At 72.5% G+C, this 20,579-nt stretch carries 19 protein-coding genes and 1 pseudogene; 10 read left to right on the top strand and 10 right to left on the bottom strand.

All coding sequences use genetic code 11. The features are described 5' to 3' along the window. Positions 1-10: 10 nt before the first annotated feature. The 4 genes from ACIBK5_RS25040 to ACIBK5_RS25025 all read left to right on the top strand — a co-directional run bounded on the left by ACIBK5_RS25040 (position 11) and on the right by ACIBK5_RS25025 (position 5,933). Complete coding sequence (locus tag ACIBK5_RS25040) at positions 11-3,193, top strand: cytochrome P450 (protein WP_399022616.1); 3,183 nt, start codon at positions 11-13, stop codon at positions 3,191-3,193. Positions 3,194-3,223: 30 nt separating this feature from the next. Continuing rightward, the gene (locus ACIBK5_RS25035) at positions 3,224-4,210 is read left to right on the top strand and encodes a phosphotransferase family protein (protein WP_399022614.1); all 987 of its coding nucleotides are present in this window, start codon (positions 3,224-3,226) and stop codon (positions 4,208-4,210) included. A gap of 73 nt (positions 4,211-4,283) precedes the next feature. Continuing rightward, positions 4,284-5,573, top strand: a complete 1,290-nt coding sequence (locus tag ACIBK5_RS25030; RefSeq protein WP_399022612.1) for an ROK family protein — start codon at positions 4,284-4,286, stop codon at positions 5,571-5,573. A gap of 60 nt (positions 5,574-5,633) precedes the next feature. Further along, on the top strand, positions 5,634-5,933 hold the full coding sequence (locus ACIBK5_RS25025) for a hypothetical protein (protein ID WP_399022610.1): 300 nt from the start codon (positions 5,634-5,636) through the stop codon (positions 5,931-5,933). 102 nt (positions 5,934-6,035) lie between these two features. Here ACIBK5_RS25025 and ACIBK5_RS25020 read toward each other — a convergent pair whose 3' ends face one another. From ACIBK5_RS25020 to ACIBK5_RS25005, 4 genes are all read right to left on the bottom strand, one after another. Beyond that, a complete protein-coding gene (locus ACIBK5_RS25020; RefSeq protein WP_399022608.1) occupies positions 6,036-7,064 on the bottom strand; it encodes an SDR family oxidoreductase in 1,029 nt (342 codons plus the stop codon). A gap of 192 nt (positions 7,065-7,256) precedes the next feature. Further along, the gene (locus ACIBK5_RS25015) at positions 7,257-8,528 is read right to left on the bottom strand and encodes an aromatic acid exporter family protein (protein ID WP_399022606.1); all 1,272 of its coding nucleotides are present in this window, start codon (positions 8,526-8,528) and stop codon (positions 7,257-7,259) included. Between the two features lie 51 nt (positions 8,529-8,579). Then, a complete protein-coding gene (locus ACIBK5_RS25010) occupies positions 8,580-9,245 on the bottom strand; it encodes an HAD family hydrolase (protein ID WP_399022604.1) in 666 nt (221 codons plus the stop codon). 40 nt (positions 9,246-9,285) lie between these two features. Then, positions 9,286-10,326: a PHP domain-containing protein gene (locus ACIBK5_RS25005; RefSeq protein ID WP_399022602.1), complete on the bottom strand. Its 1,041-nt coding sequence runs from the start codon at positions 10,324-10,326 to the stop codon at positions 9,286-9,288. Between the two features lie 96 nt (positions 10,327-10,422). Here ACIBK5_RS25005 and ACIBK5_RS25000 point away from each other — a divergent pair, with 96 nt between their 5' ends. Further along, on the top strand, positions 10,423-10,659 hold the full coding sequence (locus ACIBK5_RS25000) for a hypothetical protein (protein WP_193481290.1): 237 nt from the start codon (positions 10,423-10,425) through the stop codon (positions 10,657-10,659). Here ACIBK5_RS25000 and ACIBK5_RS24995 read toward each other — a convergent pair. The 4 genes from ACIBK5_RS24995 to ACIBK5_RS24980 all read right to left on the bottom strand — a co-directional run bounded on the left by ACIBK5_RS24995 (position 10,656) and on the right by ACIBK5_RS24980 (position 13,171). Next, the gene (locus ACIBK5_RS24995; protein WP_399022600.1) at positions 10,656-11,201 is read right to left on the bottom strand and encodes a VanZ family protein; all 546 of its coding nucleotides are present in this window, start codon (positions 11,199-11,201) and stop codon (positions 10,656-10,658) included. The genes ACIBK5_RS25000 and ACIBK5_RS24995 overlap by 4 nt on opposite strands. Positions 11,202-11,335: 134 nt before the next feature. Beyond that, on the bottom strand, positions 11,336-11,998 hold the full coding sequence (locus ACIBK5_RS24990) for a DUF4230 domain-containing protein (protein WP_399022598.1): 663 nt from the start codon (positions 11,996-11,998) through the stop codon (positions 11,336-11,338). Between the two features lie 149 nt (positions 11,999-12,147). Then, complete coding sequence (locus ACIBK5_RS24985) at positions 12,148-12,528, bottom strand: anti-sigma factor antagonist (protein WP_399022596.1); 381 nt, start codon at positions 12,526-12,528, stop codon at positions 12,148-12,150. Between the two features lie 205 nt (positions 12,529-12,733). Beyond that, positions 12,734-13,171, bottom strand: coding sequence for a MarR family winged helix-turn-helix transcriptional regulator (locus ACIBK5_RS24980; RefSeq protein WP_215116846.1), 438 nt, complete (start codon positions 13,169-13,171; stop codon positions 12,734-12,736). Between the two features lie 103 nt (positions 13,172-13,274). Here ACIBK5_RS24980 and ACIBK5_RS24975 point away from each other — a divergent pair, with 103 nt between their 5' ends. From ACIBK5_RS24975 to ACIBK5_RS24965, 3 genes and pseudogenes are all read left to right on the top strand, one after another. Then, a complete protein-coding gene (locus ACIBK5_RS24975; protein ID WP_399022593.1) occupies positions 13,275-14,729 on the top strand; it encodes an aldehyde dehydrogenase family protein in 1,455 nt (484 codons plus the stop codon). Between the two features lie 23 nt (positions 14,730-14,752). Continuing rightward, complete coding sequence (locus ACIBK5_RS24970; protein WP_399022591.1) at positions 14,753-15,859, top strand: NAD(P)-dependent alcohol dehydrogenase; 1,107 nt, start codon at positions 14,753-14,755, stop codon at positions 15,857-15,859. Positions 15,860-16,160: 301 nt separating this feature from the next. Further along, positions 16,161-16,259 (top strand): annotated as a pseudogene (locus tag ACIBK5_RS24965) (IS5/IS1182 family transposase); the annotation flags it as partial. A gap of 18 nt (positions 16,260-16,277) precedes the next feature. Here the strand turns inward: ACIBK5_RS24965 and ACIBK5_RS24960 are convergent. Next, positions 16,278-17,645, bottom strand: coding sequence for a cytochrome P450 (locus ACIBK5_RS24960; protein ID WP_399022590.1), 1,368 nt, complete (start codon positions 17,643-17,645; stop codon positions 16,278-16,280). Between the two features lie 350 nt (positions 17,646-17,995). Between ACIBK5_RS24960 and ACIBK5_RS24955 the strand changes: the two genes are divergently transcribed. Beyond that, positions 17,996-18,391 (top strand): hypothetical protein, encoded by a 396-nt coding sequence (locus ACIBK5_RS24955; RefSeq protein ID WP_399022588.1) that lies wholly within the window; start codon positions 17,996-17,998, stop codon positions 18,389-18,391. Here the strand turns inward: ACIBK5_RS24955 and ACIBK5_RS24950 are convergent. Next, positions 18,360-19,310 (bottom strand): NADP-dependent oxidoreductase, encoded by a 951-nt coding sequence (locus ACIBK5_RS24950; RefSeq protein ID WP_399022586.1) that lies wholly within the window; start codon positions 19,308-19,310, stop codon positions 18,360-18,362. The genes ACIBK5_RS24955 and ACIBK5_RS24950 overlap by 32 nt on opposite strands. Positions 19,311-19,381: 71 nt before the next feature. Here ACIBK5_RS24950 and ACIBK5_RS24945 point away from each other — a divergent pair, with 71 nt between their 5' ends. Continuing rightward, positions 19,382-20,326 carry a GlxA family transcriptional regulator gene (locus ACIBK5_RS24945; RefSeq protein WP_399022584.1) on the top strand — a complete coding sequence of 315 codons (945 nt, stop codon included), beginning with the start codon at positions 19,382-19,384 and terminating at the stop codon, positions 20,324-20,326. Positions 20,327-20,579 lie beyond the last annotated feature (253 nt).

Below are 20,579 nucleotides of genomic sequence, written 5' to 3'. Positions count from 1 at the left end.
TTGCCGCGTCATGCCCCCCACCGGACAGACCTCCCGCCCCGCAGACACCCGCGCCGGCCTCCCCGTCGCCGACATCACCGCCACCGGACCCGGCCCCGCGCCCATCCAGCAGGCCATGGACCTGATGCGCGAGCACGGGCCCGCCTTCGTCCGGCGGCTCTACGGCCGGGACACCCTGTTCGTGGGCGACCTGGACCTGGTCGCCGAGCTCGCGGACGAGCAGCGGTTCGCCAAGCACATCGGGCCCGGCCTGGAGAACGTCCGCGAGTTCGCCGCCGACGGCCTGTTCACCGCCTACAACGACGAGCCCAACTGGGCCAAGGCGCACGACATCCTGATGCCCGCCTTCGCGCTCGGCTCGATGCGGACGTACCACCCCGTCATGCTGCGGGTGGCCCAGCGGCTCATCGCGTCCTGGGACCGGGACGCCGGTGCCGGGAAGCCCGTCGACGTGCCCGGCGACATGACCCGCATGACGCTCGACACCATCGGACTCGCCGGCTTCGGCTACGACTTCGGCTCCTTCGAGCGGGCCGAGCCGCACCCCTTCGTCGAGTCGATGGTCCGCTGCCTGGAATGGAGCATGACCCGTCTCGCCCGCGTCCCGGGCCAGGACTACTCGGCGCAGGACGCGGCCTTCCGCGACGACTCCGCCTACCTCGCCCAGGTCGTCGACGAGGTCATCGCCGCCCGCACCGGCACCGACCAGAGCCAGGCCGACGACCTCCTCGGCCTGATGCTCACCGCCGAGCACCCGGCCGACGGCACCACCCTCGACACGGCCAACATCCGCAACCAGGTCATCACCTTCCTCATCGCCGGGCACGAGACCACCTCCGGCGCCATGTCCTTCGCGCTGTACTACCTCGCCAAGCACCCGACCGCGCTCCAGCTGGTGCAGCGCGAGGTCGACGAGCTGTGGGGCGACACGGCGGACGTCGAGCCGACGTACGACGAGGTCGGCCGGCTGACCTACACCCGCCAGGTCCTCAACGAGGCGCTCCGGCTCTGGCCCACGGCCGCCGTGTTCTCCAGGGAGGCCCGCGAGGACACACTCCTCGGCGGCCGCATCCCGATGCGCGCCGGGCAGTCCGCCCTGGTGCTCACGCCGATGCTGCACCGGCAGCCCGTCTGGGGCGACAACCCCGAGCTGTTCGACCCCTCCCGCTTCACGGCCGAGGCGGAGGCGGAGCGCCCGGTGCACGCCTTCAAGCCGTTCGGCACCGGCGAGCGCGCCTGCATCGGACGCCAGTTCGCGCTGCACGAGGCGACCATGCTGCTGGCCATGCTCGTGCACCGCTACCGGCTGGGCGACCACGCCGGCTACCGGCTCGACATCAAGGAGACCCTCACCCTCAAGCCCGAGGGCTTCACCCTCGCGCTCACCCGGCGCACCCCGGCCGACCGCGTCCACACGCCGCTGCCCGGTGCCGCCCCGCTCCAGGACACCGGCTCGGCCGAGCCGCAGGATCTGCCCGCGCGCGTCCGCCCCGGCACCGCCGCCCTCTTCCTGCACGGCAGCAACTACGGCACCTGCCGCGACTTCGCCGCCCAGCTCGCCGACGAGGCCGCGGCCGTCGGCTGCGAGACCCAGGTGGCGCCCCTGGACGCCTACGCCGGCGGCCTGCCCACCGACCGGCCCGTCGTCATCACGGCCGCCTCCTACAACGGACGCCCCACCGACGACGCCGCCGCCTTCGCCGCCCGGCTGGAGGAGAGCCACGACCTGTCCGGAGTGACGTACGCCGTGCTCGGCGTCGGCGACCGCAACTGGGCCGCCACCTACCAGCACGTCCCCACCCGGATCGACGAGCGGCTCGCGGAGTCCGGCGCCACCCGGCTCCTCGACCGTGCCGCCGCCGACGCCTCCGGCGACCTCACCGGCACCGTCCGGGAGTTCACGACGGCCCTGCGCACCGCCCTCCTGCGGCAGTACGGCGACCCGGACGCCACGACCCCGGAGCCCGAGCCCGCGGTCGCCTACGAGGTCCGGGCCCTGACCGGCGGCCCGCTGGACGCCCTCGCCGAACGGCACGAACTCGTCCCGATGAGGGTCACTGAGGCCTACGACCTCACCGCGCCCGGTTACGCGCGCCGCAAGCGGTTCCTGCGCGTCGCCCTCCCGGACGGCGTCACCTACCGCACGGCCGACCACCTCACCGTGCTGCCCGCCAACGACCCGGACCTCGTCACCCGCACCGCCACCGCGCTCGGCGTCGACCTGGACACGGTCCTGGACATCCGCGCCACCCGCCCGCGCCGTGACGGCATCGCGGTCGACCGGCCCGTGACGGTACGGCAGCTCCTCAGCCACCACGTGGAGCTGCAGGAGCGCCCGAGCGCCGGGCAACTGGCCGCGCTCGCCGCCGCCAACCCGTGCCCGCCGGAGCGCATGGCCCTGGCCGCCCTCACCGACGACCCGCGCACCCTCGTGGAGATCCTCGAGGACCACCCGGCCCTGCGGGGCGCCCTGGACTGGCCGGGGCTCCTCGACCTCCTCACCCCGCTGCGCCCCCGGCACTACTCCATCTCCTCCTCGCCCGCCGTCGACCCCGGCCACGTGGACCTGATGGTGTCGCTGCTGCAGGCGCCCGCCCGCTCGGGCAAGGGCGTCTACCGGGGCACCGGATCCGGCCACCTCAACGCGGTGGAGCCCGGTGACACGGTCTACGCGCGCGTGCAGCCGTGCCGGGAGGCCTTCCGCATCGACGCCACCGGCGGATCAGTCCCGGTCATCATGGTCGCGGCCGGCACCGGCCTCGCCCCGTTCCGCGGCGCCATCGCCGACCGCACGGCCGCCCTCGCGGCGGGCGCCGAACTGGCCCCGGCCGTCTGCTACTTCGGCTGCGACGCGCCCGACGCCGACTTCATGCACGCCGACGAACTGGGCGCCGCCGACACGGCCGGGGCCGTCTCGCTGCGCCCCGCCTTCAGCGAGACCCCCGAGGGCGAGGTGCGGTTCGTGCAGCACCGCGTCGCCGCCGAGGCCGAGGAGGTCTGGGGCCTGCTGGCCGCCGGAGCGCGGGTGTACGTCTGCGGTGACGGTTCGCGGATGGCGCCCGGGGTGCGGGAGGCGTTCCGTACGCTGTACCGCAAGCACACGCCGGGTGCGGACGAGACGGCCGCCGAGCAGTGGCTCGACGGGCTGGTCGCGGACGGGCGCTACGTCGAGGACGTGTACGCGGCCGGCTGACCGATGCCGTAGGGGAGAGGTGGGCGCACGGTGGTGGACTCCTGGGAACGGGCCCGGAGCGTCCTGGCGACGGCGGGTCTGGACCCCGGCCGCCTCGCCCACCTCCGCCCGCTGACCGGCGGCACGTACAACACCGTCGAGGAACTCCGCCTCACCGACGGCACCCGCTACGTGCTGAAGATCCCGCCCGCCGCCACGGTCCCCGGCCTCCGGCACGAGCGCCGACTGCTCGTCTCGGAGGCCGAGTTCTACCGTTCGGCCGCCCGCGCCGGTGTCCCCGCGCCGCGGCTGGTGTCCCTGGGCGACGACTTCCTGCTGATGACGGCCTGCCCGGGCGACTCCTGGGACGACTCGCTCACGGCGGCGGAGCAGACCGCGCTGCGTGCGGAGCTGGGACGCCGGACGGCCCGGCTGCACGGCGTGACGGGCCCCGGCTTCGGCTATCCCTCCGGCGCCCTCGGACCGCTCGCCCCCGACTGGCGGACCGCGTTCACGACGATGTTCGACGCCGTCCTCGACGACGCCCGGCGCTACGAGGCCTGGCTGCCACGCCCGGTCGACGCGGTGGCCCGTACCGCCCGTTCCGCGTACGGCGCCCTCGGCGAGGTCACGGTCCCGTGCCTCGTCCACTTCGACCTGTGGCGGGGCAACATCCTCGTCGACCGGTCGGACGGAGACGCCCGCATCGGCGGCCTCATCGACGGGGAGCGCATGTTCTGGGGCGACCCCCTCGCCGAATTCGTCTCCCTGGCGCTGCTGGGGGACATCAAGGAGGACGAGGCCTTCCTGTCGGGCTACCGGGAGTCCGGCGGCCGGGCCGGCTTCGACGCCCCGGCCCGCCTCCGTCTCGCCCTGTACCGCGCCTATCTGTACCTGATCATGCTCACCGAGACGGTTCCGCGCGAGGCCGGCGAGGAACAGGTGCGCTGGGTCCGGGAGACGGTCGCCCCGGAACTCGTCGCGGCCCTGGACGAGATCGAGGAACTCCGAGGCGGGAAATCTCACAGCGTGAAATAAGGGGTGGAGGAATGTCGCGCCGAGCTTGCCCCGGCGGTATGTTGCAGGCCGGGCAAGGGGTGGAAGGAGCCACATGGCGGGGCGGAACGGGCGCACCGTACGCGATCTCAGGCGGGCCAACCGCACGGCCGTGCTGCAACGGCTCTACTTCGACGGCCCGCTCAGCCGCTTCGCTCTCGGCCCGGTGACCGGACTGAGTTCCGGCTCCGTCAGCAACGTCGTCGCCGATCTGGTCGCCGACGGTCTGGTGGAGGAGGCCGGCAGTGTCGACTCCGACGGCGGCCGCCCCCGCACCCTGCTGCGCGTCGCGCCCGGCAGCGGCCACATGATCGGCGTCGATGTCGGCGAGACCCGGGTGCGGGTCGAACTGTTCGACCTCACCCTCACCGAACTCGCCCGCGTCGAGCGCCCGCTCGCCGCGGCGCGATACGAGGTCGAGGTCGTCGTCGACCACATCCGCCAGGGCATCGCCGAGGTGCTCGACACCGCCGGCCTCGCGCCCGAACGGCTCCTCGGCGTCGGCATCGGCGTCCCCGGCATCGTCGAGCGCACCCCCGACCGCGGCGCGCTCGTGCACGGGCAGACCATCGGCTGGGACGCGGTCCCGCTGGAGGCCCTGCTCCGCACCGTAACCCCGCTGCCGGACACCGTCCCGTACTTCATCGACAACGGCGCCAAGACGCTGGGCCAGGCCGAGATGTGGTTCGGCGCCGGACGCGGCGCGCACAACGCCGTGGTGATTCTCTTCGGCTCCGGCGTCGGCGCGAGCCTCGTCACCCCCGAGGTGGAGCAGGGCCGGGCGGTCGAATGGGGGCACCTGACCGTGCGGGTCCGGGGCCGCCGCTGCCGCTGCGGGGCGCTCGGCTGCCTGGAGGCCTATGCGGGCGCCGAGTCGCTCATCGCCCGCTGGCGGGAGGAGGGCGGCCGGGTCCGTGACCGCGCCGACGAGGAGTCCGCGCTCACCGCGATGCTCGCCGCCGCGTACCCGCCCGGGGACGGCGAGGCCGACCCGGTCGCGCTGTCCGTCCTGGAGGAGACCGCCGAGTACCTGGGCGCCGGCCTCTCCGGCCTCATCAACCTCTTCCAGCCCGAGCGCATCCTCATCGGCGGCTGGGCGGGCCTGGCCCTCGGAGCCCGCTTCCTGCCCGCCGTACGCCGCCACGCCATGTCCTACGCGCTGCGCCACCCGGCCGGGAAGGTGACCGTCGAACTGGGCCGGCTCGGGCCCGACGCGGTCACGATCGGCGCCGCGATCCTGCCGCTCGCCGACTTCTTCGCCCGGGGCGGACGGCGTCCCGATCCGGCACCGGAGAGTCCGCTTCCCGCGTGGCACGCGGCACTTCGCGAGCGGGCACCGCACTGAGGTTTTGCAGGTCACGGCAGAGGTACTCGCGTGACGCCCGGACCACGAAGGGAGTACGCCGTGACCGACCACCGCCTCGAAGGACCCGGCGAGAACGGTGAGCCCGTCCCGCGGGACATGCCGGACCAGCAGGCCGACGCCGGCGAGGACCCGTGGGAGGTGGCCCCGCGCTTCACGGGCACCGGCGAGGACGAGAAGGACGGGAAGAACGAGAAGGCCGGGAAGGACGGGAAGCGCTCCGCCGACGAGCCCGCCGACGTGCCCGGTACGGACGAGGCGGGGACGGGCCGGCAGGGGGAGGCGCCGCAACCGGGAACGGTGCACCCCGAGCATCCGGTGCCGGACGAGCCCGCCGACTGAGCACCCCCCTGAGCGCCGATGGCCGCAGCTGACCGTGGGGGCCGGCTGCGGCCATCGGTCGATTCCGAAGTGCGGGAGGCGGGGGTGCGGGCCGGCCTGGGGTCAGCCCACCTTGTGTCCCTGCATCGGTTCCGTCGGCGCGCCCGCACCCTGCTGGAGTCCCTGGAGGAACTGCTCCAGCACCTCCGGCGCCGTGTGCTCCGGCCGCCAGCCGAGTTCTCCGCGCGCGCGTGCGCAGTCCATCAGGGGCAGCCGCAGGACCGCGTCGAACAGCTGCGGTGAGGCGGGCAGCAGGCGCAGGCCCCAGGCGGCGGCGATCGCCGAACGGGCCGCCGTGCGCGGCAGCCGCACCGGACGGGCGCCGAACATCCTGCCCAGGAGTTCCGCGTCGACCGTCGGCTCGGCCGCGAGGTTGAACGCGCCGCGCGCCTCGGAGTGCACCGCCAGCCGGTAGGCGTGCGCCGCGTCGTCCGTGTGCAGCGCCTGCACCCGCAGGCCCGCGATGTCGGGGAGGAAGGGCAGCAGCTCCGGACGGGCCGACGGGCCCGGCAGGAAACGCCCGCCGAAGATACGGCGTTGCTCACTCGCGGACTCCCGCCGGAAGAGGAAGGCGGGACGCATCCGTACCACCCGCGTCCCGGGGTGATCACGCTCGAACGTGTCCAGCGCACGCTCCAGATAGGCCTTCTCCCGGCAGTACGCGGCGTCCGGCCAGCCGTGCGTCGGCCACGACTCGTCCACCGTCCGGTCCTTGGGACCCGGCGAGTACGCGCCGACCGACGAGGCGTGCACCAGCGCCGGCACCCCCGCGGCGGCCACCGCCTCGAACACCCGCATGCTGCCGAGCACATTGGTGCGCCAGGTCCTCGCGGGATCGTGCGTCGGCTGGAACGCCCAGGCCAGATGGACGACCGCGTCGGCGCCCGCGAACCGCTCCACGAGGTCGGCTTCCGCGAAGGCCAGATCCACCGCGGACCAGTCCGTCTTCGGCGGCGACCAGTCGGGGATCCGCCGGGCCAGGCCCAGCACGGAGGCGACCTCCGGATCCTCGGAGAGCAGGCGCACCACGCTGGTGCCCACATTGCCGGTGGCGCCCGTGACGACGATCCTCTTGCCCGTTGCGCTGCTCACCTTCCGCTCCTCTCGGCCGCGTGGTTCCGCGAGCGGTGCACCGAGTACCCGGGTGGCAACATGGGGAAGCCCCGGCCGGACGGGGGAATCACGGCCGGGGCGGCTCAAGGTGTGAGCGCGTACCCACGCCTTGTTCAACGGGCAACCATCGCTGGGTGTTCCACGCTCGGACGCCCCGTCCGGTGAGGTGGGTCACCGTCCCCGGTCGTCCGGGACGGTCTCGGCCCACAGGTTCTCCGCCTGGAGCAGCAGCGTGCCCAGGACCGCCGTGTGCGCGGCCCCCTCCCCGGCGTCCCGGCGCAGTTTCTCCTGCAGCTCCTGGTGCAGCTCCGCCATCGCCCGAACGGTCTCCTCGTCCGGGCGGGGCCGCACGCTGCCGTCGAGCAGACTGTCGGCCTCGCTGTGGCAGGCTTCCCCGATCAGGTCCAGCAGGCGCGCGTACGCGTCAAGGGCCGGGCCCTCGGGCGGTGCGGGCGTCCGGTTGTCGTCCACGGACACCGCCAGGGCCCGGGTCAGCGCGGTGACATGCCCGGTGACCCGGCTGAACCGCTCGTCCTCGTCCATCGGCGGCAGGGCACCACCCCCGTGCGGCACGCGGTGCAGGGCGCGCAGCGGGCCGTAGGTCAGGCGCAGGCTCTCCCGGCTCCACCGGCGCGCCGAGCGCAGCGCCTCCAGCCGGGTGTCCAGCCGGGACGACGCACTGAGCCAGCCGGCGGCGGTCTGCGCGTCCCACTCGCCCTCGCGCAGGTCGGCGGCGACGGTGCGCAGGACGTCGCCCGCCTCCCGGGCGAGGGCCGCCAGGTTCTCCCGTACGTCCCGCAGATGGACCGGCGGCAGGACGAGTGCGTTGACCGCGAGGCCGATGACCGCCCCGAGTGCCGCCTGCCCCACCCGGTGCCCGACGCTCGACATGCTCACCGAGCCCGCGGTGAGGGTGAACAGCGCGGTGGTCGCCGCGTAGATGCCCTGGTCGCCGAAGCGGGACCAGTTCGCGAGCAGCATCAGCACCGGGACGGACAGGGCGAGCGCGCCCGTCGTGTCGCCGGTGAGCGCCTGTGCGGCCGAGGCCAGCACGGTGCCGACACAGATCGCCCCGAACTGCCGCGCACCCTGCACCAGCGAGCTGTAGACGGTGGCCTGCACCAGCACCAGTGCCACCCACGGCGCCATCAGCGCGAGCGGGTCCCCCATCCAGACGCCGCCCACCAGCCAGGCGAGCACCGCGGCCGCGGCGGCCTTCAGCGACTGGACGACAAGATCGCGTTCGCGCCCGGGCCCGTTCCAGGCGGCTCGCAGGGCGTTCCAGGCGGCCCGCGTCTCCCGCCCCACGGCATCCACCGGCCGTCTGCCGCGGGCCTCGTGCTCCAGCGCGCGGATCCGCCCCGCTTCGGCCGACGTGCCTCTGTCCCGCCCCGGACGGAAGGCCCGGGCCGCCCGCCGTACCGCTCTCGTCACCCGCGTCATGCGCTGCGAGTATCCGCGTGACCGGGGGTTTCACGCCGCCTCATGGCGGTCTCATGCCAGCGGGCTGCTCCGGAGGGAGGACAGCAGGTGCGCGGGGTCGGCGTAGACCGCGTCCGCGCCGGACTTCTCCAGGTCGGCGCGCGGGATGCCGCCGCACAGCACACCCACACAGCGCACCCCGGCGCGGCTGCCCGCCAGCATGTCCCACGCGGTGTCTCCGACGAAGACCGCCCGCTGAGCAGGTACCCCGGCCAGCTCCAGCGCGTGCTCGACCGGCTCGGGTGCCGGCTTGCCCTCGTCGACGTCGTCGGCGCTCGCCGTGGCGGTGATGGCGTCGTCCGCGTCGATGGCCCGGCGCAGCGCGCTCAGCTCGGTGCCGCCCGCCGAGGTGGCCAGCACCACCGCCCAGCCCTCCCGGTGCAGCCGGCGCAGCAGCGGCCCGGCACCCGGCAGCGCGGGCAGCCGGTCGAAGCACTGCCCGTACAGCGCCTTGTGGGCGGCGCTGATGCCGGCGTCCTGGTCCTTGTCGCGGCTGTCTCCCAGCAAGTGGGCGACGAGGTCGGTGGAGGGCAGGCCCACGGCCCGGTGAACGGCGTGCATCGGCACCTGGTGGCCCGCCTGCCGGAAGGCCTCCCACCACGCCACGACGTGCAGGTGGTTGGTGTCGACCAGCGTGCCGTCGACGTCGAACACGGCCGCCCGTCCGGCGCTGTCCATAGGTGTGGTCCCTTCCTCTCAGGCCCGCCCGGGTACCACCTCAGCCGCCCGTCACGCCGGACGGCACCCGCCGCTCGCGGGTCCAGGCCAGCAGCTCCTCGAGGGACCACGTCGTCACCACACGCTCCGGCGGCACTCCGCACTCCTCCGCCCGCGCGCACCCGTTGATCTGCCAGTCCAGCTGCCCCGGTGCGTGGGCGTCGGTGTCGACGGAGAACAGCACCCCCGCGTCCACCGCCCGGCGCAGCAGCCGCCGCGGCGGGTCGAGCCGCTCCGGCCTGCTGTTGATCTCCAGCGCCGTGCCGGTCTCCGCGCACGCCGCGAACACCTCGTCCGCGTCGAACTCCGACTCGGGCCGCCCCCGGCCGGTCACCAGCCGCCCCGTGCAGTGCCCGAGCACGTCGGAGTGCGGATCATGTACGGCGGCCACCATCCGCCGGGTCATCGACCGGGCGTCCATCCGCAGCTTGGAGTGCACCGACACCACGACGACGTCGAGCCGGTCCAGCAGCTCCGGCTCCTGGTCGAGGGAACCGTCCTCGAGGATGTCGCACTCGATGCCGGTCAGCAGGCGGAACGGCGCCCAGGTCTCGTTCAGCTCCGCCACCACGTCCAACTGCTCCCGCAGCCGCTCGGCCGTGAGGCCACGCGCCACCGTCAGCCGCGGCGAGTGGTCGGTCAGCGCCGCCCACTCGTGGCCCAGTGCCGCCGCGGCCCGGCCCATCTCCTCGATCGGGCTGCCGCCGTCCGACCAGTCGGAATGCAGATGGCAGTCGCCGCGCAGCAGCTCCCGCAGCCGCTCGCCGCCCCGCACGGGGGGCCGCTCCGTGGCCTCGCTCTCCAGCGTGCGCAGATAGCCGGGTTCCTCCCCGGCCAGCGCCTCCCGCGCCACCTGCGCGGTCTTCGGCCCGACGCCCTTGAGCGACTCCAGCGAACCGTCCGCCGCCCGCCGGCGCACCTCGTCGTCGCCCAGCTCCTTCAGCACCCGGGCCGCCGTACGGAAGGCGCGCACCCGGTACGTCGGTGCCAGGGACCGCTCCAGCAGGAAGGCGATCCGGTCCAGTGCCTCGACGGGATCCATCGCCACCTCCACCTCAAGGGTTCCCCAGCCCCCGGCGGACCGCACGACGTGGGCTTGAACCCCGCGCTGTCGCCGGTTGCGCTCTACCCTCGATGCATGACCGAAAGCGCGAGCCCGTACATATCCCACCCACGGATCATGGTGCTCGGGGTGCAGCCGGGCACACCGCCGTTCCGGATCGTGGAGATCGACGGCCAGGTGGTCGGGGAGGCCAAGGCCGCCACCGACGTACTGACGGCCGCGGCCGCGTTCGGCATCACGGTCCACGACATGGACGATCCGGACGTGGTCCGCTGGGTGGGCGGAGACAAGTACACCTGGACCTTGCACTAGGCCTTCCCGGCCGGCGACTTCCCGGCCGCCCGGCCGCGCCGGGGCCTGCGTGCGTGGACCGCGCGGCTCATGCGGCGGCCCAGGAGCAGATAGCCGATCAGCGCGCCCGTGGTGTTGAGGATGACGTCGTCGATGTCGAAGGCGCGGCCGGTGACCAGGGCACCCTGGGCGAATTCCACCAGCAGCATCACGATCGCGGTCATCAGCAGGACGCGCAGAATGCCGCGCGTGCGCGGCGCTACGACGGGCACGAGGATGCCGAAGGGGACGCCGAGCAGGATGTTGCCGCCGATCTGGCGCAGGGCGTCCCGCAGTTCCGGCTGGTCGAGATAGGCCTTCAGGGAGTCGCCGGGCTGGAGGTTGGTGTGGGTCAGCGCCTCCGAGGCGGGCGATGGCTGCAGGGTCAGCTGGGCCAGCACCACGGCGAAGGCGACCATGAATGTGAAGGCGCACAGCATCGCCAGCAGCCGGACGGGCAGCGGCAGTGGACGTCGCTCGCTCCCGGACCCGACGGTACGGGGACGTGAGGCTGCACTGGCCATACGCTCCTCCACTCTTCAACTTCCCTGTGTGACAGGGCGGTTACCCACGGCCGCGCCGACGATGCCGCCGGGGGTCGTTCCCAGCCACTGTTGCCCGCGTTCCGCCGGGGCACTCCGCCCTGTCCGGGGGGTCCTCAGGTCCCGTACGAGACCCTCACCTCCTTGAAGCCCAGGGAGCGCAGCAGCCCTTCGAGCATGCCGGTGGCGTTCTTCTCGGCGCGTGCGGTCAGCTCGCTCTCCTTCGCCGCGTCCCCGATGTGCCGTACCGCGAGTTTCTGCACGGCCTGTTCACCGTTGGGATTGTCCGAGAAGAGGTCGCCGAGGCGGTCGAAGAGACCGCGCTGCTTGGAGACGGCGTAGGAACGGTCGGGGTCGAGGGCCGGCTTGCCCAGTCGCGCGTGCGGCAGCCGGAGTGTGGCGGACGTGCGGTCGCCGTTGACCTTCACGTCGTCGTCGCCGACCTTGCCCAGGTCGACATAGGCGTCGACGGTCCCCGCGCCGACGTACAGGGTGCGGGTGCCGCGGATCGCGTCGGGCAGGAACCTGGCGTCCTTCTCCAGGTCCACGACGACCTGGAAGTTGCCGGAGGCGGCGTCGTACCGGCTGATGTCCTGGATGGACTTCAGCAGTGCGGGGCCGGACCGGTCGTGGGTGTCGGTGCCGAACAGGTCCTTCAGGCCCGGGATCACGCTGAGCCGGATCCCGGCGAAGAACACGACGAGCACCAGCACGAGCGCGCCCACCACCTTGGCCCAGCCGGGCATGCGCCTGGGGAGGTGCTTGACGGGAGTCGTCATGTCGACGGCCCTCCTTCCTACTGTCCGGATGCCCGCCACATCCCCTGCCAGACCGGCCGGTTGAGGACCGGACGACTTCGGTGGAAGCACGGCAGGGCGCGCACGGACAGGAAGGGACGTACGGAAGGACGGAGGTCTGCGCCCGGGCGTCACACTGAGCCGGACGTGGCCTCCGGCTGTTCCAGGGCCGCGTCCAGGGTCGGCTGCGGCGGCAGCAGCCGGGACAGGCCGGTGATGCGCAGCACCCGCAGGGTCAGGGGGTGGGCGCAGACGAGGAGCAGGTGACCGTCCCGGTCGAGGACCCGGCTCCTGGCCCGGTACAGCAACCGCAGGCCCGAGCAGTCGAAGAACTCGATCCCGCTGAGGTCGATCACGACCCGGGCGGCGCGGCGGTTCGTCTCCCGGTCCAGGTGCGGGGCGATCTCCGTGGCCGCGGCGAGGTCGATCTCGCCGCGGAACTCCAGCACGGTGTGTCCCCGTTCCTGGCGGACGCGCAGATGCCGGGTGAGCGGTGCAGGTTCCTGCCGCACGACGAGATCGCCTCCAGCCTGCTCCGTGCGTGGGGAGGGGCCACGGCCTCAAAACCGTTCCCCGCTCCGCAAGTTACCCTCCAACGAGTGAATTTGAGCATGTTCGATTGACATATGTCTCTGAATTGCAGGCGAGTTGGCCGAGGTTCGCGCGGGGGAGTGCGCGGGCGTGAGCGCGGGCGCGATTCCAGGCGTGCGCTCCGGGCTACGACAGGGCGTGCCAGGCCTTGGTGAGCGCCTGGCGGAACTGCTCGGTCTGGTGTGCCGTGAGGTCGCGCACCATCCGCTCCTCCAGCTCCCGGACCGGCCCGGCGTGCCGGGCGAGCAGCTCCCGGGCGTCGTCCGTGAGCAGGATCAGCAGCTCCCGGCGGTTGCGGGGGTTGCGCTCCCGGCGCACCAGACCGCGGCCCTCCAGAGAGCGGACGAGATCGGCGATGGACTGCGCGGTGACGAAGGAGTCGCGCGCCAGCTGGGCCGCCGACAGTCCGTCGTGTCGCTCCAGGACGGTCAGCGCGGTGTACTGGAGAGCGGTGATCCCGGAAGGTCTGACCAGCTCGTCCAGGTGGGAGCGCACGACGAGCTCCACCTGCTTGACCATGTAGAGCAGGGAAGGGGGCGCCTTGGTCACCTGTGTGTCGAGCATGGAAGCAGGCTAGAGCATTGACAGGAAACCTGTCTGTAAAGAGACTGCGAACCAACAGGAATCCTGTTTGTTGAAAACTTGGCGACGACGCTGGGGAGCGGCGATGACCACCTTCGAGAGGGAACCCGGACAGCTGTTCGTCGGGGGGCAGTGGCGCGAGGCCGCCGACGGGGCGCGTACCGAGGTGGTCGACCCGTCCCGGGGCACGGTCGTCACCACCGTCGCGGAGGCGGGCCCCGCCGATGTCGACGCGGCCGTACGCGCCGCCCGCGAGGCCCACGACGACGGTGCCTGGTCCGGGCTGAGCGGCCGCGAGCGCGGCCGGGTGCTGCACCGTGTCGCCCAGCTCATCCGCGAGAACGCCGACGAGCTCGCCGCTCTGGAGAGCCTCGACGTCGGCAAGCCGATCACCCTGTGCGGCGCGGTCGACGTGACCAACGCGGCCAACGACTACGAGTACTACGCGAACCTCGCCCAGAGCCAGGACGGCGCCCTGCGCGACACCCCCATGAACGCCCTCGCCTACACCAGGCGCGAGCCGCTCGGCGTGGTCGCGGCGATCACCCCGTTCAACTTCCCGCTGATCCTCGCCGGCTCCAAGCTCGGCCCCGCGCTCGCGGCCGGCAACACCGTCGTCCACAAGCCCGCCGACGAGACCCCGCTCAGCGCCCTGTACATGGCCCGGCTCCTCCAGGAGGCGGGCGTACCGGACGGCGTGGTCAACGTCGTGACCGGCAGCGGTCCCGTCGCCGGCGAGGCGCTGCTGCGCCACCGAGGTGTCGACAAGGTCGCCTTCACCGGCTCCACCGCGATCGGCCGGCACGTGGCGAGCGTCGCCGGCGAGGCGCTCAAGCCCGTCACCATGGAGCTGGGCGGGAACGCGGCCCACATCGTCTTCGAGGACGCCGACCTGGAGAAGGCGGTCGGCGCGGTCATCAAGGGCTTCGTCTTCAACACCGGCCAGTTCTGCATGGGCGGCCCGCGCCTGCTGGTGGCCCGCTCGGTGTACCCGACGCTGCTCGGCATCCTCGCCGAGGCCGTGCCCGGCGTGCCGATCGGCGACCCGCGCGACCCGGCCACGGTCATCGGCCCGATGGCGGCCGAGAAGCACCTCAAGAAGGTCGAGGAGTACGTCGCCCTGGCCCGCAAGGAGGGTGCCCGTGTCGTCTGCGGCGGTGAGCGGCTCGACCTGGACGGCGGCTACTACTACAAGCCCACCGTCATCGCCGACCTGGCGAACGACTCCCGTGTGATCCAGGAGGAGATCTTCGGCCCGGTCCTCACCGTGCAGCCCTTCGACGACGAGGACGAGGCCGTCGCCCTCGCCAACTCCACGCCCTACGGTCTGGCCTCGGGCGTCCAGACCAGCCATCTCGCCCGCGCCCACCGGGTCGCCGACCGGCTCCAGGCCGGCATCGTCTGGATCAACGACTGGGCGATGCTCGACCCCGCCGTGCCCTTCGGCGGTGTGAAGGACTCCGGCTACGGCCGTGAGTACGGGCCCGAGGCCCTCGCCGGTTACACCAAGGTCAAGTCCGTCGTCGTCTCGCTCGACTGAGACACCGTCAAGGAGCCATTGCGATGCCCACCACCACCCGTGCCGCGGTCGTCGAGTCCGGCGGCGCGCCCTTCACCCTCTCCGACGTCGTCCTCGACGAACCCGGCCCCCACGAGGCGCTGGTCCGCATGGTCGCCACCGGCCTGTGCCACACCGACCTCGGGGTGGCGAGCGGCGGACTGCCCTTCCCGCTGCCCGGGGTCCTCGGCCACGAGGGCGCGGGCGTCGTCGAGGCCGTCGGCCCCGCCGTAACCGGCGTCGCGCCCGGCGACCACGTCCTGCTCTCCTTCACCTCCTGCGGCGACTGCCGCAACTGCCGCGGCGGGCACCCCGCGTACTGCGCGACCTGGCTGCCGCTGAACCTGCTCGGCGGCAGCCGCGCCGACGGCTCGAACACCATCAGCCGGGACGGCGAGGCCCTGGGCGGCCACTTCTTCGGCCAGTCCTCCTTCGCCGAGCGGGCCCTGGCCGACGAGCGCAGCCTGGTCAAGGTCGACCCGGATGTGCCGCTTGAGTCGATCGCCCCGCTGGGCTGCGGCGTACAGACCGGTGTGGGCGCCGTCTGGAACGTCCTGAAGCCCGACACGGGCAGCACGGTCGTCGTCCTGGGTGCCGGAGCGGTCGGCCTGTCGGCCGTGATGGCGGCGGCCCTCACCCCGGCCACCAGGATCGTCGCCGTCGACCGGGTTGCCGAACGCCTGTCACTGGCCACGGAGCTGGGCGCCTCGCACACCGTCGACACCAGCCGGGAGGACCTCGCCGAGGCCCTCGCCGGCATCACGGGCGGTCAGGGCGCGGACGGTGTCGTGGAGACCACGGGCAACGTCGGCGTCCTGCGCCAGGGCGTCGACGCGCTCGCCGCGCGCGGCACCCTGGTCGTCGTCGGCGCCCCGCCCTTCGGCACGGAGGTCGCCCTGGACGTCAACGGCCTCCTCGGCGGCAAGCGGATCGTCGGCCTCACCCTCGGCGACAGCGAGACCCAGACGATGATCCCCGCCCTGGTCCGCCTGGTGAAGGAGGGCCGCCTCCCGCTGCACCGCCTGATCAGCACCTATCCCTTCGGGGACATCGACCGGGCGGTCCAGGACATGAGGTCGGGCAAGACGATCAAGCCGGTGCTGACGTTCTGACACCGGCGACTGAGCCGGGCAGGTCGGCCGACGGCCCCGCCGGCGGGCTGTGACCAGGGGGCCGGGTGGCTGGTGCGGGTCTGGACGGTGGCCGGGCGGGACCTGATGGTTCGCCCCTTCCCGCCGGTCCGCCGACTTGTCGACAGGGGTACGAGCAGGGCGTGGCCCGAGGCGCGGCCGGATGGTTCGGGAGCTACCGGGCCTGGGCCTCCCCGGCTGCTGCACGCCGGTCCGCCCCGACGGCCCGGCCCGTAGGGCGTCAAGGTGCGTGGCCCGGTCGGCCGCCCGCGCACCCGGCCCGGGCCTGGCCACCCGATACGACAAGACCGTCACCAGCTACCTCGCTGGACTCCACCTACGCGGTGCCGTGATCTGGATCCGCAGTCTCCGACCAACGTGATCCACACCTCGAACAGGCCTAGAGACCGCCCCCGGCTCGGGGACGGTTCCGGCGGTGGACCGTCATCCGCAGGGTGTGCGGCCGTACGGTGAGCCGGGCGACCTGGTGGATGACCTGGCCCTCGGCGAGTTCCAGCCGTACCGAACGCAGCATCGTCGCGAGCGCCGTGACCATCTCGGTGAGGGCGAGACGGTCCCCCATGCACTTGTGCTTGCCGTCCCCGAAGGGCAGGAACGCGCCCGGCGGAGGATCCTGCGCGGGGTCGGTCCACCGGTCCGGGGCGAAGGTGTGCGGGTCGGGGAAGCGCTCGGGGTCGCGGTGCAGGGCGTGCTGGCAGTAGGCCAGTTCGGTGCCGGCGGGCAGAATCCACTCGCCGAGCCGAGTCTCCTCGGTGGTGCGGCGGGTGACCAGCCAGCCAGGGTGGTGCAGCCGCAGGGTCTCGGTGATGACCCGGTTCAGGTACGGCAGCCGGATCACGTCGTCGAAGGCGACCGGCCGTTCGCCGAGGACCTCGTCCAGCTCAGCCATGACCTGGGCCTCGATGTCGCGGTTGCGGGCGAGTTCGTACAGAGCCCAGGACAGCACCGACGCGGTGGTCTCGGTGCCGGCGACGGCCAGGGTAAGGATCTCGGAGCAGATCTGATGCCCGGTCAGCGGCTCGCCGGTCTCCTCGTCGATGGCCCGCAGCAGCATGGAGAGCATGTCCCCGGTGTCGTGCCCGGAGGCCTGCAGTTCGTCGACGGCGGTGTTGATGGTGGCGCGTACGCCGGCCCGGGCCCGGTCGAAGCGGCGGTTGAAGGGCAGCGGCAGACGCTCGGCCCAGTCGGGCAGCATGATGCGCACACCGACGTCGTTCAGCACCACCGACAGATCGCTGCGCAGCCGACGGAAGACTCGGTCGTCGAGGCTGCCGGCGAACACCGTCTTGGCCAGCATGTCCAGGCTCAGCCCGACCATCGCCTCGCGTACGTCGAGGGTTCGCCCGGGCTCCCAGCCGGCGACCGTGGCCGTCACCTCGGCACGCATGATGTCGACGTACCGGCTGATCTCGGTGTGGGCGAACGCCGGTTGCAGCTGGCGGCGTTTGCGTACGTGGGTCCGGCCGGTGGCGGTGACGACACTGTCGCCCAGCAGCTGGCCCAGCTTGTCGTAGAGCCGGCCCTTGTCGAGGCTGGGCCCCAGGGCCTTGAGCATCTGGTGGATCAGGGCCGGGTCCTGGACCACGATGGTGCGTGTCCCGGGTTGCAGGATGATCTCGACAAGTGGTTCTCGTGTCTCGCGCAGCGAGTCGATGAAGCCGAGGTTGTCGCGCATTTTCAGAGTGTGGCCGATGAACGGAAACGATCCTGCGGCTCGAGGTATGGGGGGAGGCGCAGTGGACGTCACGGGTCATCACCTTCACGGCAATCATGGGTTCATGGGTGCCCCTATGACTTCCCTGAACCTTCCCAAGTGCAATCCTGACATGAACGTGTCCTGCGCCACGTGGCGATGGTGGGGAGGGGAGGGGGAGCAACCCTCTCTCCTCTCCGGCTTCGACGGCGTCCAGCTGAGCCTGACCCAGTCATTCCGTGGCCCGGCCATCGCCGCCGAAGCCAGCAGATGGCTAGCCCTCGTGGAATCCCCCCAGCGACTCACGGGCATGCCTGCCCTCGACACCATTGTCGGCCCTGTCGACCACCCCGACGCCGTGCTGTGCCGGTCCAACGCCGGCGCCACTTTGCGAAGTGCTCCGCATGCTGGAGGGGTCCAAGCGCGTCGCCACCTCTGACCCCTCCGGCGGCGACCTGCTGGCGCTTGTCGACATCGTCGACGAGTACGGGCCGGAACTCGTCCTCGCCACCGTGCGCAAGCTGCATCCCGAAAGAGAAGCAGACGTCGTCGTCTCCACCGGCCACAAGGCCAAAGGCCGCGAATGGCCCACCGTGAAGGTCGTCACAGACTTCGAGCCCAAGGCCGGCGGCAGGAAGGAACCCGCCGAGAACAGCGGGAAGCCTGCCATCGGCCTTGGCTCCGGCCGGCCCGATCAAGGTCCGGCCGGCCCGGCCAGACCGATCAGGGCCCGCGCAGGCCGGGGGAAGGTGTGCCCGCCCAGCCCGGCTAGTCGTTCACCAGCACCAGCTTCCCCGTAGTACGCCCGGTGTCGCCCAGCCTGTGCGCTTCCGACGCAGCGGCCAGCGGGAAGGTGCCCGCGATCGTGGCGCGGAGCTTGCCCGCCTCGGCGAGTTCCGCGATCGCCCGCATGTCGCTGCGGTCGGCGTCCACGAGCATGCGGAGCCCTCGTACGCCGAGCCGCTCGGCCTCCTCGTAGAAGTCGTTCGAGCCGCCCGGGAGGATCGAGACCACGACACCGCCGGGGCGCAGGACGCGAAGGGAGCGCAGGGCGTTGTCGCCGCCGATCGTGTCCAGGACGACGTCGACGTCCTTCACGGCCTCGGTGAAGTCCGTCTCCCGGTAGTCCACGGTCTCGTCCACGCCGATCCCGCGCAGGAACTCGTGCTTGCCCGCGCTCGCGGTGCCGATCACGTACGCGCCGCGCGCCTTGGCGATCTGCGCCGCCACATGCCCGACCCCGCCCGCCGCGGCGTGGATCAGCACCCGCTGCCCGGGCCGCACGTCCGCGTGCTCGACCAGCGCCTGCCACGCGGTGAGCGAGACCAGCGGCAGCGCGCCCGCCTGGACGTGGTCGACACCGGCCGGCTTGCGGGTGAGGGCGCGGACGGGAGCGATGACGTACTCCGCGTGCGAGCCGTGCCCGTACGGATACGGCAGCATGCCGAAGACCTCGTCACCGGGCGCGAAGGCCACGACGCCGATGCCGGCCGCCTCCACCACACCGGAGACGTCCCAGCCGAGGACGAAGGGCGGCTCGCCCAGGAACCCGCCGGTCGCGCGGTGCTTCCAGTCGGTCGGATTGACCCCGGCGGCCCGCACCCGGACCAGCACCTGGTTCGGCCCGGGTGCCGGGCGCTCGACGTCGACTTCCTTGAGGACCTCGGGACCGCCGAGGACGTCCTGGCTGATGGCTCGCATCGTGTTCTGTGTGCTCATGGTGATCAAGCGTGCCGGTTCGCGCACCGCTCACCAATGGCAAGATTGCCAACCTTCGATAGGATCGTGCCATGCGACGCGAACGAGTGGTGGTCCTGGCCCTGGACGGGGTGTACCCCTTCGAGCTGGGCATCCCCAGCCGTATCCTCGGCGCCGCCGACGGCCGGTACGAGGTGCTGACCTGCTCGGTCGACGGCGGTCCGGTGCGCACCAACGCGGACTTCGGTGTCACCGTGGAGCACGGGCCCGAGGTCCTGGCCACGGCCGGTACGGTGGTGATCGCGCCCGTAGCGCCCGCCCACCTCGCCGACGAGGTGCCGGGCGACGTCCTGGCCGCCCTCGCGCTCATCCGGCCCGGGACCCGCATCGTCTCCATCTGCACCGGCGCCTTCGTCCTCGCCGCCGCCGGGCTGCTCGACGGGCGCAGGGCGACCACCCACTGGCAGGTCGCCGACCGGTTCCGGCGCATGTTCCCGCTCGTCGACCTCGACCCGGACGTGCTGTTCGTCGACGACCACCCCTTCCTCACCTCCGCCGGAGCCGCCTCCGGGGTGGACATCTGCCTGCACCTGGTCCGCAAGGACCACGGCAGCCGGCTGGCCAACACCGTCGCGCGCCGCTGCGTGGTCCCGCCGTTCCGGGACGGCGGCCAGGCGCAGTACATCGAACAGCCCGTCCCCGAGCAGGGCGCCGCCAGTACCGCGGCCACCCGCTCCTGGATCCTGGAGCGCCTGGGCGAACCGCTCACCCTCGCCGACCTCGCCGGCCACGCCCGGATGAGCCAGCGCACCTTCGCCCGCCGCTTCCACGACGAGGTGGGCCTCAGTCCCGGCCGCTGGCTCATCCAGCAGCGCGTGGCCCGGGCCCGGCACCTGCTGGAGTCCAGTGACCTCACGGTGGATCAGATCGCCGGCCGGGTCGGCTTCGCGACGGGCGCGTCCCTGCGCCAGCATCTCCACGCGGCGATCGGGGTGTCCCCGCAGGCGTACCGCCGCACCTTCCAGACCGCCCGCTGACCCGTCCGCCGATCGCGGGCGGTCGTTCACCGGTCAACTGCCCAGGCTGGCATGGATATTTGTCGACCTGTTTCTTTCTGTCGGAGCGTGACGGAACCCTCACGTCCGCAGAGCGACGAGGTTGATCCTTTCGTGTCTAAACCCGATAAGGTTCCGATCGGCGCTGCGAGTTGACGCGATCGCGTCCGGTCGACTCGCGGTGCGTACTCATGAGTGCGATCCACACCCCCCTGTTCGATCGTGTTTGTTCGAA

Origin of the sequence: Streptomyces sp. NPDC050546 (assembly GCF_044457425.1) — a bacterium.
In the GTDB taxonomy this organism is placed as follows: Bacteria; Actinomycetota; Actinomycetes; order Streptomycetales; family Streptomycetaceae; genus Streptomyces.
This window is presented reverse-complemented; position numbering and strand designations above follow the sequence as displayed.

What these genes read in the sequence shown, in the direction of transcription:
- ACIBK5_RS24975 (WP_399022593.1), top strand. Translation starts at nt 13,275, where the DNA reads ATGACCACCTTCGAGAGGGAACCCGGACAGCTGTTCGTCGGGGGGCAG.
- ACIBK5_RS24970 (WP_399022591.1), top strand. Translation starts at nt 14,753, where the DNA reads ATGCCCACCACCACCCGTGCCGCGGTCGTCGAGTCCGGCGGCGCGCCC.
- ACIBK5_RS24995 (WP_399022600.1), bottom strand. Translation starts at nt 11,201, where the DNA reads ATGGCCAGTGCAGCCTCACGTCCCCGTACCGTCGGGTCCGGGAGCGAG.
- ACIBK5_RS24990 (WP_399022598.1), bottom strand. Translation starts at nt 11,998, where the DNA reads ATGACGACTCCCGTCAAGCACCTCCCCAGGCGCATGCCCGGCTGGGCC.
- ACIBK5_RS24980 (WP_215116846.1), bottom strand. Translation starts at nt 13,171, where the DNA reads ATGCTCGACACACAGGTGACCAAGGCGCCCCCTTCCCTGCTCTACATG.
- ACIBK5_RS25040 (WP_399022616.1), top strand. Translation starts at nt 11, where the DNA reads ATGCCCCCCACCGGACAGACCTCCCGCCCCGCAGACACCCGCGCCGGC.
- ACIBK5_RS24945 (WP_399022584.1), top strand. Translation starts at nt 19,382, where the DNA reads ATGCGACGCGAACGAGTGGTGGTCCTGGCCCTGGACGGGGTGTACCCC.
- ACIBK5_RS24955 (WP_399022588.1), top strand. Translation starts at nt 17,996, where the DNA reads ATGCTGGAGGGGTCCAAGCGCGTCGCCACCTCTGACCCCTCCGGCGGC.
- ACIBK5_RS24950 (WP_399022586.1), bottom strand. Translation starts at nt 19,310, where the DNA reads ATGAGCACACAGAACACGATGCGAGCCATCAGCCAGGACGTCCTCGGC.
- ACIBK5_RS25030 (WP_399022612.1), top strand. Translation starts at nt 4,284, where the DNA reads ATGGCGGGGCGGAACGGGCGCACCGTACGCGATCTCAGGCGGGCCAAC.
- ACIBK5_RS25005 (WP_399022602.1), bottom strand. Translation starts at nt 10,326, where the DNA reads ATGGATCCCGTCGAGGCACTGGACCGGATCGCCTTCCTGCTGGAGCGG.
- ACIBK5_RS25000 (WP_193481290.1), top strand. Translation starts at nt 10,423, where the DNA reads ATGACCGAAAGCGCGAGCCCGTACATATCCCACCCACGGATCATGGTG.
- ACIBK5_RS25015 (WP_399022606.1), bottom strand. Translation starts at nt 8,528, where the DNA reads ATGACGCGGGTGACGAGAGCGGTACGGCGGGCGGCCCGGGCCTTCCGT.
- ACIBK5_RS25010 (WP_399022604.1), bottom strand. Translation starts at nt 9,245, where the DNA reads ATGGACAGCGCCGGACGGGCGGCCGTGTTCGACGTCGACGGCACGCTG.